The sequence below is a fragment of the Lacticaseibacillus huelsenbergensis genome (genome assembly GCF_029726355.1).
Lineage (GTDB): Bacteria > Bacillota > Bacilli > Lactobacillales > Lactobacillaceae > Lacticaseibacillus > Lacticaseibacillus casei.
Window position 1 is genome coordinate 1,669,131 of record NZ_CP120687.1, and the last position, 22,444, is coordinate 1,691,574.

At 47.4% G+C, this 22,444-nt stretch carries 18 protein-coding genes and 1 pseudogene; 12 read left to right on the forward strand and 7 right to left on the reverse strand.

The window, feature by feature from the left end; all coding sequences use genetic code 11:
- Nucleotides 1-19 precede the first annotated feature (19 nt).
- From LHUE1_RS07555 to LHUE1_RS07570, 4 genes are all read left to right on the forward strand, one after another.
- Complete coding sequence (locus LHUE1_RS07555; RefSeq protein WP_049170765.1) at nt 20-2,269, forward strand: glycoside hydrolase family 31 protein; 2,250 nt, start codon at nt 20-22, stop codon at nt 2,267-2,269.
- A gap of 90 nt (nt 2,270-2,359) precedes the next feature.
- Nucleotides 2,360-2,776 (forward strand): PTS sugar transporter subunit IIA, encoded by a 417-nt coding sequence (locus LHUE1_RS07560; protein ID WP_025013722.1) that lies wholly within the window; start codon nt 2,360-2,362, stop codon nt 2,774-2,776.
- Nucleotides 2,769-4,460, forward strand: coding sequence for a glycoside hydrolase family 13 protein (locus LHUE1_RS07565; RefSeq protein ID WP_080978123.1), 1,692 nt, complete (start codon nt 2,769-2,771; stop codon nt 4,458-4,460). Before LHUE1_RS07560 ends, LHUE1_RS07565 begins: the two co-directional genes overlap by 8 nt.
- Before the next feature lie 254 nt (nt 4,461-4,714).
- Entirely contained in the window at nt 4,715-5,038 is a 324-nt protein-coding gene (locus LHUE1_RS07570; RefSeq protein ID WP_025013723.1) for a hypothetical protein, read from the forward strand.
- Nucleotides 5,039-5,172: 134 nt separating this feature from the next.
- Here LHUE1_RS07570 and LHUE1_RS07575 read toward each other — a convergent pair whose 3' ends face one another.
- Nucleotides 5,173-6,039: a helix-turn-helix domain-containing protein gene (locus LHUE1_RS07575; RefSeq protein ID WP_049170769.1), complete on the reverse strand. Its 867-nt coding sequence runs from the start codon at nt 6,037-6,039 to the stop codon at nt 5,173-5,175.
- 127 nt (nt 6,040-6,166) lie between these two features.
- Here LHUE1_RS07575 and LHUE1_RS07580 point away from each other — a divergent pair, with 127 nt between their 5' ends.
- On the forward strand, nt 6,167-7,759 hold the full coding sequence (locus LHUE1_RS07580) for an ATP-binding cassette domain-containing protein (protein ID WP_049170771.1): 1,593 nt from the start codon (nt 6,167-6,169) through the stop codon (nt 7,757-7,759).
- A 120-nt stretch (nt 7,760-7,879) separates the two neighbouring features.
- On the opposite strand, the gene LHUE1_RS07585 is transcribed toward LHUE1_RS07580, so the two are convergent.
- Together LHUE1_RS07585 and LHUE1_RS07590 are read right to left on the reverse strand one after the other, a co-directional pair.
- Entirely contained in the window at nt 7,880-9,691 is a 1,812-nt protein-coding gene (locus LHUE1_RS07585) for an ABC transporter ATP-binding protein (protein ID WP_277848206.1), read from the reverse strand.
- Nucleotides 9,684-11,393 (reverse strand): ABC transporter ATP-binding protein, encoded by a 1,710-nt coding sequence (locus LHUE1_RS07590; protein WP_277848207.1) that lies wholly within the window; start codon nt 11,391-11,393, stop codon nt 9,684-9,686. The genes LHUE1_RS07585 and LHUE1_RS07590 overlap by 8 nt, the downstream gene beginning before the upstream one ends.
- A 626-nt stretch (nt 11,394-12,019) precedes the next feature.
- On the opposite strand from LHUE1_RS07590, the gene LHUE1_RS07595 reads away from it, so the two are divergent.
- Both LHUE1_RS07595 and LHUE1_RS07600 read left to right on the forward strand, forming a co-directional pair.
- Nucleotides 12,020-12,226, forward strand: a complete 207-nt coding sequence (locus LHUE1_RS07595) for a hypothetical protein (protein ID WP_277848208.1) — start codon at nt 12,020-12,022, stop codon at nt 12,224-12,226.
- Nucleotides 12,227-12,459: 233 nt separating this feature from the next.
- Complete coding sequence (locus LHUE1_RS07600) at nt 12,460-12,744, forward strand: hypothetical protein (RefSeq protein WP_049169666.1); 285 nt, start codon at nt 12,460-12,462, stop codon at nt 12,742-12,744.
- 84 nt (nt 12,745-12,828) lie between these two features.
- On the opposite strand, the gene LHUE1_RS07605 is transcribed toward LHUE1_RS07600, so the two are convergent.
- The 3 genes from LHUE1_RS07605 to LHUE1_RS07615 form a co-directional block, all read right to left on the reverse strand.
- The gene (locus LHUE1_RS07605) at nt 12,829-13,437 is read right to left on the reverse strand and encodes a short chain dehydrogenase (RefSeq protein WP_049169664.1); all 609 of its coding nucleotides are present in this window, start codon (nt 13,435-13,437) and stop codon (nt 12,829-12,831) included.
- 104 nt (nt 13,438-13,541) lie between these two features.
- Nucleotides 13,542-14,111: a GrpB family protein gene (locus LHUE1_RS07610; RefSeq protein WP_217774606.1), complete on the reverse strand. Its 570-nt coding sequence runs from the start codon at nt 14,109-14,111 to the stop codon at nt 13,542-13,544.
- Nucleotides 14,112-14,194: 83 nt separating this feature from the next.
- Nucleotides 14,195-15,835 (reverse strand): peptide ABC transporter substrate-binding protein, encoded by a 1,641-nt coding sequence (locus LHUE1_RS07615; RefSeq protein WP_049169661.1) that lies wholly within the window; start codon nt 15,833-15,835, stop codon nt 14,195-14,197.
- A gap of 186 nt (nt 15,836-16,021) precedes the next feature.
- Here LHUE1_RS07615 and LHUE1_RS07620 point away from each other — a divergent pair, with 186 nt between their 5' ends.
- The 4 genes and pseudogenes from LHUE1_RS07620 to LHUE1_RS07635 all read left to right on the forward strand — a co-directional run bounded on the left by LHUE1_RS07620 (nt 16,022) and on the right by LHUE1_RS07635 (nt 20,632).
- Nucleotides 16,022-17,086 (forward strand): mandelate racemase/muconate lactonizing enzyme family protein, encoded by a 1,065-nt coding sequence (locus LHUE1_RS07620; protein WP_049169676.1) that lies wholly within the window; start codon nt 16,022-16,024, stop codon nt 17,084-17,086.
- Between the two features lie 172 nt (nt 17,087-17,258).
- Nucleotides 17,259-19,301 carry a CocE/NonD family hydrolase gene (locus tag LHUE1_RS07625; RefSeq protein WP_049169659.1) on the forward strand — a complete coding sequence of 681 codons (2,043 nt, stop codon included), beginning with the start codon at nt 17,259-17,261 and terminating at the stop codon, nt 19,299-19,301.
- Nucleotides 19,302-19,432: 131 nt separating this feature from the next.
- A pseudogene (locus LHUE1_RS14330) lies at nt 19,433-19,615 on the forward strand (hypothetical protein); the annotation flags it as partial.
- A gap of 150 nt (nt 19,616-19,765) precedes the next feature.
- Nucleotides 19,766-20,632 (forward strand): MetQ/NlpA family ABC transporter substrate-binding protein, encoded by an 867-nt coding sequence (locus LHUE1_RS07635; protein WP_049169657.1) that lies wholly within the window; start codon nt 19,766-19,768, stop codon nt 20,630-20,632.
- Between the two features lie 311 nt (nt 20,633-20,943).
- On the opposite strand, the gene LHUE1_RS07640 is transcribed toward LHUE1_RS07635, so the two are convergent.
- The gene (locus LHUE1_RS07640; RefSeq protein ID WP_191978404.1) at nt 20,944-21,099 is read right to left on the reverse strand and encodes a hypothetical protein; all 156 of its coding nucleotides are present in this window, start codon (nt 21,097-21,099) and stop codon (nt 20,944-20,946) included.
- Nucleotides 21,100-21,379: 280 nt separating this feature from the next.
- Between LHUE1_RS07640 and LHUE1_RS07645 the strand changes: the two genes are divergently transcribed.
- Complete coding sequence (locus LHUE1_RS07645) at nt 21,380-22,396, forward strand: linear amide C-N hydrolase (RefSeq protein ID WP_049169655.1); 1,017 nt, start codon at nt 21,380-21,382, stop codon at nt 22,394-22,396.
- The last annotated feature ends 48 nt before the right edge of the window (nt 22,397-22,444 follow it).

Sequence of the window (22,444 nt, forward strand, 5' to 3'; positions counted from 1 at the left end):
TAAAAGAAGGGCTGATATTTTGAATCAAAAAAATCAAATCAAAGGTGATCATTTTCGTTTTACGGTTCTGACTAACAAAATGATTCGCATGGAGTATCAACCCGAAGGTAAGTTTGAAGATGCAACAACGCAGACCGTCACGAATCGTGATCTAGGTCAGTCGGAGTTTCGGGTCGAACATAATAAGGATGGTTTTGTGGTTCAAATTGAAACGGACTCCTTCCATCTTTATTATCGAGGCGGCGAATTCAATGGTGAGAACTTATTCATTGACACAAAATATAATTACCAGACACATTATCCCCGCTGGCATTACGGAGATGACGATCCTAAGAATTTACTTGGAACTGCCCGGACGTTAGACGGTGCTGATGGTGCCATTCCACTTAAGCCGGGAATCATGTCGCGGAGTGGCTTTGCGATCTTAGATGACTCCCAAAGTATGTTGCAGTCTGGGGATACAGTTAGCCAACGTTCAGCCTCAGAGATTGATCTCTATGGGTTTGCTTATGGCCATGACTATCGCGCAGCATTACGTGATTACTACCGATTGACTGGCTTTCCACCTTTAGTACCACGTTTTGCACTAGGCAACTGGTGGAGTCGGTTTTATCCGTATACCCAAAAAAGTTACCTTGATTTGATGGCGCATTTCAAAAAAGCCGGTGTGCCGATTTCCGTTGCAGTCTTGGATATGAATTGGCATGTTACCGATATACCGGCTCAGTATGGAAGCGGTTGGACTGGCTATACTTGGAATAAAAAGCTGTTTCCAGAACCTGCCAAATTTTTGCAAACTCTGCATGAACAAGGCAAGCACGTGACTCTAAACGTTCATCCGGCGGCGGGGATTCGCCCATCTGAAGCGAAATATGGGCAGGTCGCCAAAGCAGTTGGAATCGATCCGGCCTCAAAGCAACCAGTGCTATTTGATTTAAATAATCGGAATTTTGTGCGAGCTTACTTTGATTTAGTGCATCATCCGCTTGAACGGGAAGGTGTTGATTTTTGGTGGCTGGATTGGCAGCAAGGAGCGGCGCGGTCACAAAAACAAATTGACCCATTGTGGGCGCTGAATGTATTGCACTTTGAGGATCAGCAACGGAAAAAAGGCGATCAAGCACTAATTCTCTCCAGATATGCCGGCCCCGGAAGTCATCGTTATCCGATCGGGTTCTCAGGGGATACCGTAGCTAGTTGGCAATCTTTGAAATTTCAACCTTATTTCACTGTAACAGCTACGAATATTGGGTATACATGGTGGAGCCATGATATTGGCGGGCATATGCACGGGCACTATGATCCGGAACTTTCATTAAGATGGCTGCAGTTTGGTGTTTTTAGTCCAATCATGCGACTCCATAGTTCGGACAATCCTTTTATGGGCAAAGAGCCATGGAATTATGACGAGGTTACTGCCGAAATCATGACTCAATTTATGCGATTACGTGCACAATTGGTTCCTTATCTATTCACGGCCGATATTTTAACGCATCAACAGGGACAAGCCTTGATCGAACCGATTTACTATCACGATTCAGAAGTTAAAGAGGCATACCAGTTTAAGAATGAGTACTTTTTTGGCTCCGAGATGCTTGTTGTGCCGATCACATCACCTAGTGATCAAGAGACTGGATTAGCAAGTGCAACTGGTTATGTGCCTGCAGGAGACTGGACAGATTTCTTCACGCACCAGATGTATCATGGCCCGGCAATCGTGAAGTTTCATCGTGAGGCTTCACATTATCCGGTGTTGGTGCGTTCAGGTGGGATTATTCCGTTGGCCCTCGATCCCATGGCATCGACAGATACTTTGCCAAATGCGATGACGATCAAACTTTTCCCGGGGGAGCGCCATGCTTATGTGTTACGAGAACAAACGTCATCAGGAGAAGCACAAACCAAGTTTACATGGGATCCGCAGGCCAACATATTTGCGATTAAAGTGGCTGATCCAGATGGTGTGATTCCGGCTAAGCGGACGTATCGACTCGACGTTGTTGGATCTGCTGAAAAGATTAAGCCAGTTAATGGACATCATAACCAAGAGATGAGTCTTGCTATGAAGTCGCAAAATCACGAGACAGAAAAAATGGCGCAGATTTTTACGGTTCTTCAGCAAGCCAAAGTGGATTTCGACTTAAAGAAGCAGTTATGGCAAAGCATTCAGAATATGCCAACTATTAAGACGGCCCTAACCGTGACGAGTCTTGCTCCCAAGAACCTGAGTGATGCGCTCTTAGAGATACTTTTAAATGATCACGCTTGAATTCAAAAATACGCTGGTTTAGTTGATCAGAGGGTGTCTTTCAAGCATTAAAAACGACTGATTGAAGAGACAACAAGGAGGAAAAGACAAATGGAACGCACAATTGTGTTAGCATCGCACCATCGACTTGCAGAAGGTTTGAAAGATACGCTTAATTTTATTAGCGGCGGCGGTCAAGATATCGTGTCGATGGCAGCATATTTAGACAATCAACCGGTTGAAAATCAAGTCGATGCTTTGATGGCATCTTTTCCCGCTGATCGCGATGTGATTGTATTAACTGACATGATGGCTGGCAGCGTTAATCAAAAATTTTTTAAATATCGAACGCGCCCGCATACACATATTATTAGCGGTATGAACTTGCCATTAGCACTTGGCATCGCAATGGCGCCGACAAATGAGTACGTGAGTGACGACCAAATTAATGACCTGATTCAGGAGGCAAAGAATGCGATCGTGAATGTCAATACGCTCCAAGTCGAGGCAGATGACGATGATGAATAAGGTGCCTTGGTGGAAAAAGAGCGTTGTGTATCAAGTCTATCCAAAAAGTTTTAATGACAGTAATGGTGATGGCATTGGCGACCTGAATGGCATCACTGCTAAGTTGGATTACTTGGCAGATCTTGGTGTGGATGTGCTTTGGCTGAATCCAATCTATCAATCGCCGCAAATTGATAATGGCTATGATATTTCAAATTATCGAGCTATTGAACCGCAGTTAGGAACCATGGGTGATTTTGAACGACTTTTGAAGGCAGCTCATACACGCCATCTGAAAATCATTTTAGATTTGGTTGTCAATCACACTTCTGACTTACATCCGTGGTTCCAGGCTGCCAAATCGTCAAAAAATGATTCGCATCATGACTTTTATATTTGGAAAAAGCCTGTGGACGGACATGAACCTAATAATTGGGGTTCAAGCTTTGGCGGTTCTGCTTGGACATATGAAAAGGATCTGGGCGAATATTACTTGCATCTTTTTGCCAAACAGCAACCAGATCTTAACTGGGAAAATCCGCGTGTTCGTCAAGAAGTCTATGACTTGATGCAATTTTGGCTGGATAAGGGTGTAGACGGTTTCCGGATGGATGTCATTTCACTTATCTCCAAAGATCCAGCGTATCTTGATGGTCCTTTGATTCAAGGGAAGGCATATGGAAGCTACTATGCCGGAGCGGCAAATGGGCCCAAAGTACACAAGTATTTACAGGAAATGCACAAGCGAGTGCTTTCGTCCAAAGACATTATGACAGTAGGCGAAACACCGCATACAACCGCCAAACAGGCGCAACTATACACCGCGGCAGATCGACATGAGTTGGATATGGTTTTTCACTTTGACCACATGCATCTTGATTATGGTCAGTATGGCAAGTTTTCAACTAATCGATTCAAATTAACTGATTTGAAGGCAGTTCTTGCACGTTGGCAAACAACATTGGCGCAGGTTAACGGATGGAACAGTCTTTATTGGAGTAACCATGATCAGCCCAGACCGGTTACACGATTTGGCGATGAGGGCCAGTATCGGGTTCGGTCAGCCAAGATGCTAGGAACGGTTTTGCACATGCTTCAGGGAACGCCCTATATCTTTGAAGGCGAAGAACTCGGTTTAAAGAATGTTCATTTTAAACAGTTGAGTGATTACAACGATCTTGAAACCAAGAATATATTTAAAGAGCTCACACAACTGCATCATGAGAGTGAGCAGGAGGCAATGCAGGCGATTTATTTACATTCGCGAGATAATGCGCGGACGCCGATGCCATGGGATGCAAGTGAGCAAGGTGGCTTCACGACCGGTAAGGCATGGCTGAAATTGAATCCTGATCATCAGGAAATTAATGCAGCCAAGGATCTTGCTGACAGCGATGGCGTTTATCATTATTATCAACGGCTGATCAAACTGCGTCACGGGGAGCCCTTGGTCACAAGCGGAGTTTTTGAGCTTTTAGATCCGGAAGATCCGAATCTTTTCGTTTATTTACGTAAAGGTGAAAAGGAAACCTTATTAGTTGCTGGTAATTTCTCCGCAAAAACTCAGAAGTGGCAAACTCCAGAGTCGCTCCAACAGCAAGCAGCAACTATTTTAATCTGTAATGCAAATTTTTCGAAACAACTTGGTAGCACTTTAACGTTGCCTCCCTTTGGAACTGTGGTTTATAAATTAAAGCAATCGTGATAATGGTAACACTCATTTGAAGAAGCCGGTACTTAAGTGAAAGTTGAGAAGGGGTATTTGATGAATCGTCTGACCTTATATCGGGTGCATCTTTCAATATGATTCACAAGATAATCTGTTTGCAAAATACGTTGACCGCTACTAAGATAAAGCCATCAAAGCAGCGATGTAACCGTTGCCAAAATTGCTGCTCTGATTTCAAAATTTTAAGTTAGAAGCAATGTCTACGAGGTGTAGATGAAGGGTGATGCTTAATGGCAGTTGACGAAAAACAAGCGCTCATTGCTAAGATGCTGAAGCTTCAACACCTTTTCGAGCCGCAAGCGGACGAGATATCCCAAGAAATTGTTGTCAAAATCAAGCAGGTTGTCGATCGGTTGGCCAAGAAAAGGATACAAGGAGCCAACATTGAACCCGAAGTGCATCCGGTCAGCATTTTTATTAGGGACCAAATGTTAGATCATCACTATCAGATCACGACTGAGCAACGCGATGCGCTTTTTGATATGGAGGAAGCGGCGCAGGAGATTGCTAAGAAGTTTTTCATTAGCTTTCCAGGCATCAGTGGGCCCCTGTAGTTGCAAGGTATCTGGAAACATATAAACAAAAACACAAGCGGCACCACCTCATGTCGATTCATGAAGTGGTGCCGCTTGCGTAGTTTAAGAAATAGTATGGGATCAGTTTGCTTAAACAAAAACGCTTTTTCGTTTCAAATATGATACAGACCAAGCTTCGCCAGATCTTTTTTTAACGAGTTAACAAATTCCACGCAGTCACCCGCTTTTAAAGCCTGTAGAGAACTATCAATCAATTGATCACCTTCTGCTCGTCGGCCCGTTTGAGTCAGTAATATTCCCTTGTAGTAGTTTAGCAACACCCGTTCTAGTAGAAAGGATTCTGGCAGCTTCTTTTGTTCGAGAATTGCCAACGTTTTTAGAGCATGCTGGGTTTTCCCATGGCGGATGAGTAACGCAACGGTATTTAGCAACACATTGATGCAGGTCTCGTAAACGCTGGTGAGGCCAATGTAGATGGAACATTTATCTAACAGAGTTTGCGAAAAGACCGTGATAGTTTCGATCGGCAGTTGAGTCATGGTATTGCCGTAGAGAACCAATTCAAAGTTGCCCCAATCTTCACACTGAAATAAGTAGTTGGTGAGCACATTTAAGTGGACTTTATCAGACAAGGGTTTCTTTTCTGCCTCTGCGCGAACGCATTCGGCCATGATCCAGTTCAGTTGGTCAAAAATTGAATGCGAGTTTTGCCAACGCGCATATTCACTATCTGCCAAGCGCTTAAGGCCCGCAAAGTCATTGTTTAGCGCAGATTGCGTTAAATTTGTCGCGAACTTGTTGTCGTATAAAGGCTCAAAGTGATTCATGACGACCGTGAATTCGAATGGCGTGATATAAAGCTTTTTAAGCAGATGGAAAAATCGTTTCGTTGATAGATCGGATGTCCCGTTTTCGAATTTTGAGATCATGCCTTTGGACACAACGTCATCGGCCAAAGAGCTAAGGGTGATACCGCGCGATTCTCGTAAGTATTTAAATGTTGCCCCAAAGTTTTCGATGATGAACCGCTCCTTGTTTCATATTTTAAACGTATCGGTTATCAGTCATTTTAGCGACTATCGTGTGAAGTATCAATAAACGATAGAAGATGCAGATACGTTGAAGCATATGAAAAGAGGAACTAACATGAAAAGTTATTTAAAACACGAACATGGACGCACAGGTATCAACATTATTTGGATTGTGGTGAACGTTCTTCTATACACTGGGACGTCGGTTCTTTTGACTTTCACAACGAACGCAATTTTTTCTAGGGATATGCGCGCTTTGTTGGTGTGGTCGGCGATTAATTTCTCGGTTTGGGGAGCCTTTCTGATCAGCAATTATTTTCAGGTGGTTTTTCAAGAGAAATTGACTCAGCGGATTATGGTGGACATCCGGGACACCATCTCGAGGAAAATTGTTGGCAGCTCATACGCGCAGTACCACAACAAAACGACCGGTGAGTATCTTTCCGAATATGTCAATGATGTGGGCAACATTGAAAGTAATGCGATTAAGAAGTTCTTCACGTTGCTTTCCGATGGCACAACCGTTGTCTTTTCAACCATTGCGCTTGCTGCGTATCATCTGCTGTTTATCCCGGCGATCCTTCTTTTGTCGGTGTTGATGCTTAGGGTGCCTTCGCGGCTAAGTCGACCTATGACCTCAGCAACAAAAACAATGTCGAAGGGTAACGCAGCCTTTTCAAATCAAGTGACCAACGTGCTTAATGGCTTCGATGTTTTGTTTAATGCTAATAAATTAGGCAAGCTTCATGACTTGATTAAGTCTGCCGCAAAAAAATACGCCGCGGTCAAGGTGGCTTATACGAAGACCAATGCGCGCGTTTCGAATTTGATCGCAGCGCTGAGCATTTTCTGTCAGGTGATGGTTGATATCATGACCAGCATACTTGCGATTCTTGGCGCCATTCCGCTTGGGGCAATTAGTTCAACCGGCAGTATTGCTGCCAACATTTTTAACTCACTGTCGAGTTTAAGCAATGACACTGTGCAAATTAAGGCGACTTATCCCTTATTTGATAAGGTTAGCGCCGGCGCTTCAAAGAAGTTGCCATCTGCCGAAAAAACGCCAGTACCTGTCTTTCATCATGCTTTAAGAGTGGTTGATCTTAGCTATGCGATTGACGGCAAACAGATTCTCAACCATTTGAATCTCACGTTCGAGCGCGGTGGCAAGTATGCGATTATTGGCCGCAGTGGTGTGGGTAAAAGTACCTTGCTGAAAATTCTGGACGGACAGATTACCGATTATACGGGACATGTTTATATCGACAACAAGGACTTGCGGGCAATGAGCATGGCGGAGCTAACCAAGGTTTCGCAGTACGTTGATCAAAACGTTTATTTATTTAACGATTCCGTGGCAAACAATACATCACTGTGGGAAAACCAGTCGCGGTCTAAGCATCGCCTACAAGAAGCTTTTTCAAAGGCAAAAGTCGATTTTGTTGAATTCCCGGGTCAAATCATCCAGGAAAATGGTCAGAATTTATCAGGCGGCCAGAAGCAACGCCTGGCTTTAGCGAGGTTCTTCTATGCACCAAAACCCATTGCTTTTGTTGATGAAGGGACGTCGGCGTTAGATGCCAAAACGGCTAGACTTGTCACTGAGGAATTCTTGAAGGATCCTGATATGACGCTGATTGAGGTGAGTCACCATCTCGATCATGAGCTAAGAGGTGCGTATGATCAGGTGATTGATTTAGGCGCGTAGGAGTGGATACTGAGAGACTTTTATATTTTAGGATGCAGTAAGCAAAATAAAAGGAGGCTAAGGAAATCCCTAGTCCTCCCAAGATCAAAAAGCCATTTTGAGTGGAATGAAACTAACTTCTCACCGCTTCAACTTATCCATATCCGCCAGCGGACTGTTGTACAGTTTCGCGTAAAAGCCACCAGCGGCCAGTAACTGTTCATGCGTGCCGGATTCAATGAGCCGGCCTTGGTCGATGACGAGGATTTTGCTGGCGTGGCGAATGGTGGAGAGGCGGTGGGCGATGACGAAGCTGGTGCGTTGCTGCATGAGGCGGTTCATGGCGCGCTGGACGTCGGTTTCGGTGTTGGAGTCGATGGAGGCGGTGGCTTCATCGAGAACCAGAACCGGCGCTTGGGCCACAAAGGCGCGGGCGATGCTCAGAAGTTGACGTTGGCCTTGTGACAGGCGGCTGGCGTTTTCGCTGAGCAGGGTGTCGTAGCCGTCTGGCAGTTGGCGAATAAACGTGTCAGCATTGGCGGCTTGAGCAGCGGTTTCGACTTCGACGTCGGTGGCTTCGGGACGGCCCATCCGAATGTTTTCGCGGATGGTGGCGGTGAAAAGAAACGATTCCTGTTGCACAACGGTCACCAGGCGGCGCAGGTTCGCGCGAGTAAGGTCGGTGACGTTATGGCCGTCGAGGGTAATGCTGCCGCTGGTGAGTGGATAGAGATTCGTGAGCAGGTTCATGATCGTAGTTTTACCAGCCCCCGTCGGCCCGACGATGGCGACCACTTCGCCTTGGTGTGCGGTGAAACTGATGTCGTGGAGGACTTCGGTTTTACCGTCATAGGCAAACGAAACGTGATCGAACTGCACATTGCCGGCTGTGTGGGTCAGCGTCAGTGCGTTTGGCAAGTCTTTTTCCGGCTCGGCGTCCACGACCTGGAAAACCCGTTCGGCGGAGGCCAGCGACAGTTGCAGGGTGTTGATCAGGTTGAGGATGTTGTTGATGGGGCCGGTAAAATTGCGCAGATAAATAAGAAAAGTGAAGATGACGCCGACCGTGATGCTCGTGCCGCCATGCAGAATCGCAAGCGCGCCGGCAAACGTGATCAACAGGTAGGCGAAGTTATTGGTCATGTTGTTGAACGGACCGATGACACCGGAAAAAAGCTGCGCCCGATACGCCGCGGCCGTGTAGCGGGCATTGGTTTCATTGAAGCGGTCAAGCGTGTCTTGCTGGTGATCGAAAAGTTGCACCAGCTGCTTACCGGCCACATTTTCTTCGATTTGCGTGTTGAGACTGCCGAGTGCTTCCTGTTGCACGGTAAACGCCCGCTGGGTAATTCGCGCAGCTGCCCGCGAATAAAAGAAGGTCGCAACCGAGGCCAGAACGACAATCCCCGTCAACAAAGGACTGAGCAGCAGCATCGCAATGCCCATTCCGATGACACTGATAATCCCAGTGTATAGCTGCACGAATGTCTGCATCAGCGCCGTGTTGATATTATCGACATCGTTGGTCAATCGACTCATAATATCGCCATTGTCATGGGTGTCAAAATAGCGCATCGGGAGGCGTTGCATTTTAGCAAATAAATCATGGCGAATGGCGGCGCTGGTGCTTTGTGCGACTTTGGTGGTGATACTAGTCTGAAAATACGTGAAAACACTGCTTAGAAAATACATGCCTGCCAACAAGCCGCTGACGATCAACAGTTCGCGCAGTCGGCCTTTGGTGATAAATTGGTCGACCACAATGCCGTTGACGCGGTTGCCGATGATGGTGGCTAAGGTTGTGAAGAGTGTTAACCCAAAAACAATGAGTAATTTACTGCGATCCGCATTGAGGTAGCCCCAAATCCGGCGCACGGTTTGTTTCCAATTCACTAAAGTTACTTTTTCCGGATGCAGGTTGCGCGGGCCGCGGCGTCCACCGATATTAATCAAGGTACTCACCACCTAACTGGGTTTGAACAAGTTGCGCGTAAAATGGCGAACTTTTGACGAGCTCGTCGTGGGTGCCGCGGGCAGTGATGCGACCGTTTTGCATGACGATGATCTGATCGCAGTCCATGATGTTGGGCACACGTTGGGAAATGATAATGGTCGAGCGGTTGCGGCGATTTTTGACCAGCGCGTCCTGAATGGCGGTGTTGGTTTCCTGATCGACCGCACTGGTGGCATCGTCCATGACCAGAATATCCGGATCGGGGATGATCGCGCGGGCTAGATTCAGGCGCTGGCGTTGGCCGCCGGAAAAGTTCTTGCCGGCTTCTTCGACTGGTGCGGTGTAATCTGTCCCGATGAATTCCGTGGCACTGGCGATGGCGACACCCGAGGCTAGTTGTGCAGGTGTAGCTTGCGGGGCACCATAATCCAGATTGCGCTCGACAGTGCCGGAGAAAAGCAACGAATTTTGCAAGGCAACGGTGATCTTTTTATGCAACGATGCCAAGCTGATTTGCTGAATATCGGTGCCGCCGATGGTAATGCTGCCTTGATAGTGCTCGTAAAGCCGCGTCAGCAATTCGATGAGTGTGGTTTTACCGGAACCGGTTGAGCCAATAATGCCAAGCCACTGACCGCTGGGAACAGTGAGGTTGATGTCATCGAGAATCGGCCGACTTTTGGAGAAGCCAAAGGTGACGTGGTTAAACGCAATGGTGCTATCGGCCGGGGCAGCCAGCGTCCCAGTTGCTTCGGTGCCGGCTTCTTCGGCCAAAACGGCACTGACCCGCGCACTGGAGGTGACGGCTCGCGAGAAGGTGGTGATAAGGTTGACGGTGTTGGTCATGGCGGTGGTGATTTGAATCATGTAATTAACAAATGCCATGATTTCACCAGTTGTCATACTGCCGGCGATTGCAAGATTGCCACCATAGGCCAAGGCGGCGACCACGGCGAGGTTCAGAACCAACATAATCAGCGGCGCCAAGGTAACCGTTGCGAGTACGGCGCGCTGGCTGATTTGCTGCAGGTTGTGATTTTCGGTGTTGAACTGAGTGCGTTGATGGTCTTCCAGAACATAGGCTTTGATTGTTTTGGCCCCAGTCAGATTTTCACTCATGATGCGGTTCATGACGTCCACTTGTCCTTGCATCGCGGTATAAAGCGGCAAGGAGCGGCGGACGACAACGTAGATATAAATTGCCAGAATCGGCAAGGCGATCAGGACAATCCATGAAAGTCGCGGCGACACGATCATGGACATGACAATCCCGCCGAACAGTAACATCGGCGAGCGGATCAAGCCACGGGTGAGCATGCTGACCATGGTCTGCATCTGCGTCACGTCGTTGGTAATTCGGGTGATCAAGGTTTCCGGCTTCAGCGCTTGCGGATCGCGATCGGCTAACGCAATGGCCAGCATGTGGCTGCGCAGATTCTGCCCCATTTTCAGCGCCGCGTATGATGAAAAGGCATTACAAATGGCGCCGAGCGCAAACGCCGCTACGGCAATGACTGCCATGAGGATCGCGGTCTGCCAGACATAGGTCATATCCTTGCGCGCCAAGCCGACATCCACGATCCTGGCCATCAAAGTCGGCTGCTGCAGATCCAGCAAGGCTTCACCCATAATGGCGATCGGCGCCAGAAAAAAGCTCACCCGCGCCCAGCCATGCATGTGGTCGAACAAGATTTTCAGCATGTCAATTGCCTCCGTTTTACTTATGAAGCCATTCTACGGCGGGAATGGAAAAGTTGCATGTGATTGGCTTGTTAAGTGGGTTGATGAGGGGGTTGGGGGGTTGTGGATGGGCGTTGGATATGGTTTGGGGCGGTATTGGGAAAGATCAGGTGAACGGCTTGGAAGCAAATAAAAGCTCTAGAGTTCCAAGTGATTTGGAATTCTAGAGCCTTTAAAACAAATGCACAATATTGGCATCGTTGTAGCAATCATCGGCAATCAAAAAGACTATCACTAGATTTCTGGCACGGAAGTCTAACGGTCTTTTTTGATTGTTAACCCAGTGCTAGTAGTGTCCCTAGCAAAAATTATTTTAACACGGAGGACTTTTTGCTAGCAATGATAACACCACCAATGAATTCATGTGATTTAATAAGACCGACCGCATTCAAGCCATCAAGCAATGGCTGTATGATCACGCTGTATTCGGTGTAGATTAACTCCTGGTACAGTTGAGAGAAATCCTAAGATACATTAATTAAAAAACCCACGATATGATTGGTCGTGGGCGTAGCATCTGATAAGCTATGACTAAGCAGAAAGTTAAATAAGCGGTGGCGCTTCGCAATCGAAAGAAGGTGATGCCGATGGTTTTAGGACTATCGAACCACATTCCAACGAAAGGAGGTGCCAGTTTGTCGTCTGTGATTGACGCCTTTGCGGCAATCACGGCTGGCCTCGGCTCGGCCATTGTCATGGTCAACGTGTTCACACGTTTGATCAAGGCTTTGGAGAAACTGTGTGATGCAGTTTACGAGCTGAAGCAAGCGCTCGGAAAATTCCGAGAAAAGTAGGCAGACTAAAAGCCGCGTTAACTTTGACGAGGAACCGCGGCTTTTAGTTGCGACATAGTCACCGTGCTTTTGACGGTTCTGCTGTTTTACAAGGGGCGTCTTGTTTGTGCAAGGCGCTCTTTGCTTACAATACTCATTATAACAGGTTCGAATTCACAGTGGAACCCGTTTCCGGTAACTTGTGTAGTGCATAGATCATAGCTCATACCCACATTCAAACGGAGGTAGGAAAGTTGAAGCATAAAACGCTTAGGGTCATCACTGGCATTTTTTCAACCGGATTACTACTTTTAATTCTCGTCTTTTTGACGTATCGAGTTCATCGTAATGGCAGCCGTATCGGAACATTGCAATCATATCTGGCACTAATGGTCATCATGGGGGTGACGCTATTACTGATGATGGTTGCAGACCGCACTTTTTTGCTTATCACCGGACGTCACTTAACCAAGATGTTCGTAGAACTGCGAGATGCCATTGACGAATTGAAGGAAGCACTCAGAAGACTCCGGGAATAATAGTAGATAAAATAAAAATGCGCAGGCTTCGGCAAGAGTTTGCCTCTTTTAAATGTTCCTTGAACTTGAGCCCTCTAAAAATTGTTAATGATAAATCCGATATTCCTGTCCAGTTTGTTTTCCCTGGACACTTTTCAAATAGCCCGTCGCCGCAAGCTTTGCCGGGATGGGGATAAAACCTGCATACGAATCCTTGAGTTGGTCGTAAGATTCTTCTACGATCGTCGGGCTCACACAATTGATTCGTAAACCGCGCTTCAGATCGATCGCGGCTGACTTAACGAATGCTGCTACGCCACCATTAGCCATCGCTCCAGACGCACCACCTGCAATCGGATCGTCTTTGGTGACGCCGGTGGTTAAGGTGATGCTGCCGTTGTCATTGAGATGGTGTTGGCCGACCAATACAAGATTGATTTGACCGAGAAGCTTGCTAGTGACCGCAACCATATTATCCGCCGGTGTCATCGTGTCCAATGGCATAACCTTGACCGCGCCCGCTACATTGATGATTGCATCAATGCTGCCAATCTTGGCAAACATAGCCTCAATACTTGACAGATCGGCAATATCAACTCTTACATCGCCTTGATGCCGACTAGCAGTGATGACGTCATACCCATACTTTCGCAATAATTGCGCTACTTGTGACCCGATTGTCCCGAACGCACCAATCACAACGACTTTCTTCATGAAAACGACCCGCTTTCTAATAAAATTTTGCCAGCGCTTTTGCCTGATTCAAGCAATTCATGGGCTTTTGTATGTGCCAAGTTAAGCTTCTTCGCAGAAGATCCTTAAACATATCGACCTTGATATTTTGTTTTGGCCAGCTTGGTGTATTTCTGGATAAATTCCCCTTTGGCCTTGGTGTAAGCATCGCGATTGTGCTCGAATTGATGCCACAATTTAATTTTTAAGGTCTCGTACTTTTTGGCTACTTCTGGATGATTGTTCAGGTAATCTCTGAAATACAATTCATCGTTATCGCCGGCAAACCTTAAATGTAAATGGTAAACAGATTTAGCGAAGCCGTGAACTGTATACCCTTTGTTCAGAGAAATTCTTTCCTTTTCGTCAGACATAATGATGTAGCCATTTCTGGAAAGCTGTTCAGCTACATCGACCAAATTAGTTTTTGGCGATACCTCAACCAAAATATCCACGATCGACTTAGCCCAAATGTTTTTAATGGCTGTGCTGCCAATATGACTGATTCTGACGACGGCGACATTCTGCAATATTTTGCGAATTCTGCTTGACTCTTGTTCATAGTCAGTTGCCCATTGTTTCTGGGGTTCAGTCAGCGAAATTGGAAATAGTTGCCATAGCTCTTCTAAAGTCAATTCAGACAGCGGTTTAGTCATTTTGTTTTCCCCTCTTGCGGACAGTGTACGTCTCGAAATAGATGGGAACAAGTTAGGCTGCCGAGGATGCTTATATCAGAGCATTATTTATTCGTTGCCCCAATATACTGAAACAGGCTATTCGGCGTGTATTGAACGCCCTTAACTGATGGTTTTGTCAGATGGACAGTACCCCACTGGTAAAGCGGAATGATTCCCTGCTCTTTGGTGATCAACCGGTTAGCTTTGAGCAAATCGTTCCAGCGGGCTTGCGGCTTGGTAGCGTCTTTGCCGGCAGCATTAGCCATGTATTGATCATATTCTTGACTGCTCCAGCTGCCGGAAAAATTGCTGACAGAACTGGTGTAACGGGTTAGAAAGTTTTCGGCATCCGGATAATCAGGACCCCATATGCTGGCCATCATACCGTATTGATGCGCCGTGCCCATCTGCAGCCAACTTTTCTGCGGCACGGTTTTAATCGTCATTTTGACCTTGATACCGGTCGTCGAAAGACTTTGAAAAGTGCCTTGCAGATACTCAGCTGTTTCTTTTGCTGCCGGCGTGTCATTTGCTAGGAATGTAAAGTTAAGTGTTTTTTGCCCGACTTCAGCCATGCCTTGTTTGAAAAGTTGGCGGGCTTTTTTGAGGTTGTAGGTGGTGTACTGGACATATCCGCCTTTAAGCGACTCCTTGGCAAAGTCAGCGCCGGTTTTGGCATTGTAAAAGAGATTAGTGGTTACAGCACTGGTTGCCGGAGTTGACCCATCACCTAAAACTTTGCTAATGAAAGCTTTTCGGTTAATTGCCATCGATAATGCTTGTCGGACTTTGGTATTACCAAAAGCGGGAACTGCTTGACTATTCATTCTAAGATAGGTTTCCCACGGCTGCTTGATAACATGGTAACCACTCTGACCTTTGGCGGCCTCAGCCGTTTGCCCTGTCACTGAGACATCGTCCAACTTACCGCTCTTGTATAGATTCATCGCCGTCGAATTTTCTTTGACCGCTTGATAGGTGATTTTCTTTAAATGTACGTTTTTGGCGTTCCAGTAATTGGGATTCTTAACCTCGACCCATGAATCATCGGTACCTTTCCAATTTTTCAGGATAAATGGACCGTTAAAGGTAAGCTGAGCGGAAGTCTTGGCAAAGTTCTTGCCATATTTTTCGACAGCTTTCTTTTCAACTGGGTCAAAAGTCTGCAAGCAGGTCATACTTTTAAAATATGGAATCGGTTGATCAAGTGAGACGACGAATGTGTATTTATCCGGTGCCTTGACGCCTAATTGTGAGGCAGCCATTTTACCTGCTGTGATGGCATCAGCGTTCTTAATGCCACTCATGATAAAGGCGTAAGGGGACTTCGTGGCTGGGTCGACAACCCGCTGCCAAGCAAAGACGAAATCAGGTGCCGTGACGTCGGTACCGTCTGACCACTTACTGCCATGGCGTAGGTGAAACGTATAGGTTTTTTGATCAGATGACACGTCAGTTTTGACGGCCAGGTCAGATGTTAACTTTTTTCCCTTATAGCGATAGAGTCCCGCCATTGTGTCCGTTAATGTTTGGCCAGAAACAGCATCCGTAAATTGCGCCGGATCCATGGTCGCGATAATGTCGGATGTCATCGTCTTATATGTATTGTTACCACTGGTTTTTGAGGATGATTGCTGGCCGCATCCTGCCAGTAACAGCGTGATCGAGAAAGCTGATGCAATTTTTGCGAGCCGTTTCAACATGTAATCTCCCCTTTTTCTAATTAAATATAAATTCAATGATGAAACTATAACACTTGCTTAATTGTGTCGCAAACTCAATCACTATAAGAACGCCGTTGAAAAAGCAGTTCCTAATCAGGGGAAAGAACAGGTTGACGCTTATATTCGAACGAGTAAAATGAAAAGAAAATGAGAGAAGGCGTTATGGTGCAAATTAAGAAGATTCAAGTCTTTCGCCGCCCGATCACTTTACATGAGCCGTTCAAAGTTGCATTTACCACACTCTATAAACTCGAGACACTGATTATCAAAATCACCACCGACACTGGCTTGATTGGCTATGGGGAAACGAACCCACTTGAGCAGGTGACCGGCGAGAGCATTGATACGGAAGAGGTTGCCCTCAAGACTTTGTCCCAAGCGTTAAGTGCGAGTGATCCGCGCAGCTTAGAAGCCATTCACGCCAAAATGGATGCCTGTTTTGCTGGACATACCGCGGCAAAAGCGGGGATTGATATGGCTTGCTGGGATTTGCTTGGAAAAGATACCGGGTTGCCGGTTTATCAATTGCTGGGTGGTACCGGGAACGTTTTAACCAGTGATTGTACCATCGGGATTAATTCGCCGGAAAAAATGGCGCAAGAAGCGAAACGGCTGGTCGATCAAGGATACAGAGAACTTAAGGTAAAAGTCGGCATTCAAGACGCTGATGATCTTGCAGCTGTGCAGACGATTCGTAAGGCAGTTGGCCCAACGGTAGATTTGCGCCTGGATGCCAACCAAGGATGGAACCCTAAACAGGCTGTTCGGATGATGCGAGCCATTGGCGGTGCTGCTTCGGCGGTTGAACAGCCATTGCCAGCTAACCGCCTGGATCAGATGCCAGCAGTATGTCGGCAAATTGATCAATTGGTGATGTTGGATGAAAGCGTCCATAATGCCAGCGATGCCTTTGCGGCGGTGCGGTCAAATGCGTGCGATATCATTAATATCAAATTGCAAAAGTCGGCAGGGTTGTCTGGCGCCGAGCAGATTAACGCGGTGGCTGAGGCGGCTGGGATTCCGTGCATGGTGGGCTGTATGGCGGAAACGCGCATCGGCATTGCTGCGGCAGCGCATTTTGTTGCTGCCCACCAAAATGTCCAGTATGCTGATTTGGATTCTTTTTTGCTATTTGATGAACCGGCGTGGTTGCGCGGTGGGTTTACGGCGGATGCAGGAAAATATCAGCTAAGCGACAAACCGGGATTAGGCATCGAATGCGATCTGTAAAAGCTGTTTGAGCTGTTGACAGTGGTTACTATAACGCGTTCACCGACGCAGAAACCTGCATATAAGGGCCTCGGTCGCAATGGCCTAAGCCCGGGCCATCACGGACCAAGGCCGCTTACACTCCGGTTTCTAAACGCGCCGGTTCACGCTCACGCTAGGCTAGGAGGTCTTTATGACAACTTTTAAATTTTATCAATCGGGTTTACATTTCGGTACGTTCGAATTGACTGATCAAACCATTACATATTCTTGGTTAGGTAGTCGGGAAAAAACGTTAAACGATGACGATAATGCGATTTTTAAGACATACGGCGAGCTTGATATTCAGGCAACGTTAAAGCGGTGGCAAGATGGCGGCTACGCGGACTTTTCAAAGGCGGATCATTTTAAAACCGCTTGGGGCGCTGAATACCAACGGGCCGATGAACATCATTGGATGAATCGCGGGCCAAAGTATGCGGTTGACTTGATTGAGGCTGATGATCAGATTGTCGGGTTTCAGGTTTGTGCGCGTAATCTGACCAGTGTGCTGATTCAACCGGGATACGAGGGTTATAGTGTTTTGGCTAAGTGGCAGGAAGCGGGGTACACCGCGACGCCAGGTCACGCACATCAACCATTCACGGCTTGGGCGCCCATGCGTGATGGTGTCGGTTTGGCGGCAAGGGTGATTTTACCCGCCGGATCCGGACCATTTCCAATCGTGATGGAACGAACGCCTTATGGTCGCGAGGTTTATGTGGCGAGTTATATGCGTTATGTTTTGCGGGGCTATGCGGTGGTATTACAGGATGCGCGTGGCCGCGGTGATTCGGAAGGCGAATGGTTGCCGATGATCCACGAGCAGGATGACGGCGATGACACGCTGGATTGGATTGCTGCCCAGCCTTGGAGTAACGGCAAGGTAGGGATGTCTGGCGGCTCATATGGCGGGTATGTTCAGTGGGCTGCGGCTGCCAGTGGTAATCCGCACCTTCAGGCCATTGTTTCGATGGTTACGGCAGGTGGGCCATTCACTGATACTTACTATCGTCGCGGCGCCCCGTTTATGGCACAGGTAGCATGGTCGATTGCGACGGACGGCCGCCACTTTAATTCGGCATTAACCGATCGCGATGACTGGGATCAACTCATGAAGGTTCGGCCGATCGAAAAGATTCCCGAGATTGTTCTGGGGCATCCGCAGTATGGCATGACCCAATTTATGCGCCATAATCATTATGATAGTTTCCTCAACCGAGGGGACTGGTTTGCCAGACGCGACAAAATTAAAGTGCCGGCGCTCATTCAAAGTGGCTGGTACGATGATGATGGTATCGGCTCGACTGAAGCCATTGCGGCGACGGCTGACTATCCGTCCGACAAGCGCCGGATTATTCTTGGTCCTTGGCTACATGGCGGCAATGCCCAGTATGATTTAGGACCGGTTCACTTAGGCGCCGAAGCACTGCGGCCAGATATTGATCTGATTCACCAGCAATGGTTTGATCATTTTCTTAAGGGCGTTGAAAATGGCGTCGCTGCGGGCCCATTGGTTGAATACTATACCGTTGGCGAAGAACGCTGGCATACAGCAGCATCTTTTCCCCCAGCAGGCCTCGTCAAGGTCTTACATCTGGGCACAGATGGCAGTTTGGCAGCGTCCGCGCCAGCAGCGGGAACTGTCAGCTATGTTCACGATCCGAGCAATCCCGTGCCTAAGTTAATTTCGGTGACCCAGAATGAATTCGAATTTCCGGCTGATTATCAGGAAGTTGAAAAGCGTCCGGATGTGGTTAGTTTTACCACGAAGGAACTAACAACCCCGCTGCGTGTCGTTGGCCAGGTGAAGCTTGATCTGTGGGCGTCATCCAGCGCCGTCGATTGTGACTGGGACTTCCGGGTCTTGGATGTCACGCCGGATGGGCAGTCCATACAAATGGCAGAAGGCACGATGAATGCCAAGTTCCGTGACAGTTTGTCAGAGCCAAAATATCTCAAGCCTAGCAAGGTGACCCATTTTACCGTACTTTCTCAGAAAACATCCTATGAATTGCCAGCCGGCCATCGCCTGCGTGTCGACATTCAAAGTTCGGCTGGCGGATTTGTTTTTCCGAATCCCGGAACCGAGGAAGGCTTTGCCAGTGACCGCTTCGTGAAGGCGACGCAGACGATTAGCTGTGGTGGCGAACATGCCAGTGCGATTCGTTTTGTTAGTGATCAGCCAGAGAACTGACGAACCGCGCCAGCTCACGCTCTTGGTAAGAAATTTGACATTTGCGAGTAAAGGCCGTATATTCCTAACAACTAATCAACACTTTGAGAAGAAGAGTAACCTTGGCGCAAATGATTCAGCGAACCCGGTTGGTGGAAAAGGGGCATTGGCAAGAAGGTGAAGATGAGCTTCGAATAGTGATTCGTGTGGTTAACGCCCATGGATCGGCTGCAGCCGTTATCCTGCCAGGTATCAACAGGTACTGGAGGCGGTGTGTTAATAACATCGCGAATAAGGGTGGTAACACGGCATGGTCGTCCCTTGACTACGAAAAAGTAGTCAGGGGGCGACTTTTTGTTTGCAGCAGGAGCAAGTTTGAAGGTCACTCAAAACAAGGTGTTGAGACGGTGATCGTGAAAATAATTTTTGTCGAGGTTTCTATCGGCCATGTTCACGGTGGCTGATCATTTGAGGGGGCTGTGTTTATGAATCGTTGGAAGAAAATAATCGTCACAGGAATTGCTTTGGTGTCACTTTTGACGCTGGTCGCTTGCGGTAAGGCTGCGAATGATAGCAGTGCTGCCAGCTCAAGCAGCAAGCCCATCGTGCTCGGCAGTAGTGGCTCGGATTATCAGATCTGGCAACATATCGCTAAATCGCCGCAAGCCAAAAAGGCGGGACTGACGATTAAAGTGAAGCAGGTCACGGATGGCAACGTAATTAATGCTTCGACTGCTGAAGGGCAACTTGATGTAAATGCGTTCCAGTCGTATGCCTATTTTCAGCAATACAATAAAATCAATCCAAGTCAAAAATTGGCCGCACTTGGGACAACCTATCTTGAGCCGATGGGATTGTATTCAAAGAAGTACAAACATTTAAGTGACATTCCCAATGGCGCGACGATTGGCATTTCAAATGATCCAGCCAATGCGACCCGCGGGCTATTACTACTTGCGGCCGCTAAATTGATCACGCTGAAGCCGAATTTTAATGCGCTGAGTACGGTGAAAGACATTCAGACGAATCCTAAACAGCTGAAATTTAAAGAAGTGGAAACCACGGTGCAGACGCTGCCGGACGTTGATGCCGAGCTGATTTCCAATACACGCGCCTTGGATGGCGGGCTTAACGTTTTGAAAGATTCACTTTTCCATGAAAAATTAACCCAGAAAACGCGGGCAAATGTCAATATTCTTGCAACTGCAGCCAAGAACAAGAACAATAAGCAGTTCAAAAAACTCGTGAAACTTTACCACGATCCAACGCTTCAAGCCTGGATCAAGAAGACTTTTTCCGGGACGAAGCTTGAGGTTAATAAGCCGATCAGCTACCTGCAAAAAAGTAACTAAGTGAGTTTACCTGGCTGAAACGCGTTCACTGGCGCAGAAGTCTGCGTGTAAGAACCTCAGGCGCAATGCCAAAATCGGGCCATCACGCCTGAGGCCACTTACACGCCGATTTCTAACCGCGCCAGTTCACGCTCTTGTCAATTTCCGCGGTTCCTATGTCATTCTGGATCTGTTATAATGGACACGTAAAAGAGACGCCTTGCCTCAACAAAGCGTCCCTTGTTACAGCAGAACCGTATTAAGAACGGTGGCTTACATCGCAAACTAAAAGCCGCGATTGGTGTCCAAAGTCAACGCGGCTTTTAGTATATTTATTTTTTTCGGAATAATCCGAGCGCCTGCTTTAGCTCGTAAACTGCAAAGCACAGTTTTCTCAAAGCCTTGATCAAACGGGTAAACGCGTTGACCAAAACAGTGAACGAGCTGATGCAAACCGTGATTGTCGCAAGTGCGGCAATCATAAACACACCGGCACCTCCTTTCGTCGGAATGTGGTTCGATAGTTTTTACACCATCGGCATCACCTTCTTTCGATTGCGAGGCGCCACCGCCTATTAACTTTTCTGCTCATTCATAGCTTATCAGATGTCACACCCGCGACCAATCATATCGCGGGTTTTTTAATAACTAAAAGTCTGAAAAGATGTCAGAGGTTAAATGAACCTAAAGTGCTGACTGAACAAGCGTATAATAACAACTGTACTGTTAGATCACGTGATTCAATTTTCTTGAAGGAGGTTTTTCTATATGTGTTCATCTATGACGATCAAATCGCTTCAAGGTGATATTTTCTGGGGCCGAACGATGGACTATAACACGAGTTTCTTTCACGAGACACCGGCTGGCGGCGTTCCGGGGAAAATCGTGAGTCTGCCGGCCGATCATCAATTGCCGGCGCAAAGTGGAACTTGGACAACCAAGTATGCTGCGGTTGGCGTTGGTGTTGATCAGAGTGTCGCTTTATTTGATGGCGTCAACAGTGAAGGACTTGCTGGCGATTTGCAGGTGCTGGTTGAGTGCAGCTGGGCGAGTGCCGTTTCACTGGCGAAACGCAACTTGAAACCGATCAAAGGTGAAGAGTTTGTTAGCCTGGCCTTGACGACTTGCAAAAACGTTGCCGAGGTACGGGAACTGGCCGGTCAATATGGCTTGATTGACGAACCGCTCCAGTTTGGCGGTCAAGGCGTTAAAATTCCGCTGCACTACACGTTTGTGGATCCGTCTGGCGCTGGGTTAGTGATTGAGCCAACCGATCATGGAGCCTTCAAGCTTTATGACAGCATTGGCGCGATGACGAATAGTCCGGAGTATCATTGGCACACCACTAATTTGCGCAACTATGTCAGCCTGAACGATCGCAATTATCCTGAAGGTGCCGATCTCGGTGACCACCATCTTGACCCGATCGAACTGGGAACCGGTTATGGCATGTTCGGCTTACCAGGTGATTACACCTCCCCGTCGCGGTTTGTCAGAGCTATGTTTGTGTCCCGCAATCTTGATCCGTTTGAAAGCAAAGATGGCATCCGCGTGCTTTATAATGCCTTCAAGACAGTCCTGATTCCGCAAGGCTTGGGTCGCGATCCTAAGCATGACATTTTGACGGACTACACCCAATATTGGTCAGGCTATGACTTAAGTAAGCGGGCGCTTTACGTTCAAGATTCAAACACGCTAACCATGACCACCAAGACGCTCGACCCGACCGTTACGGAAGTCACCTATGACGATTTGGTAAAAACGGAACAGTTTAATCAACTATAAAAAATCTCCAAAAACTCATCACAAAAACGCCGCCAAATAGGGAGCTCC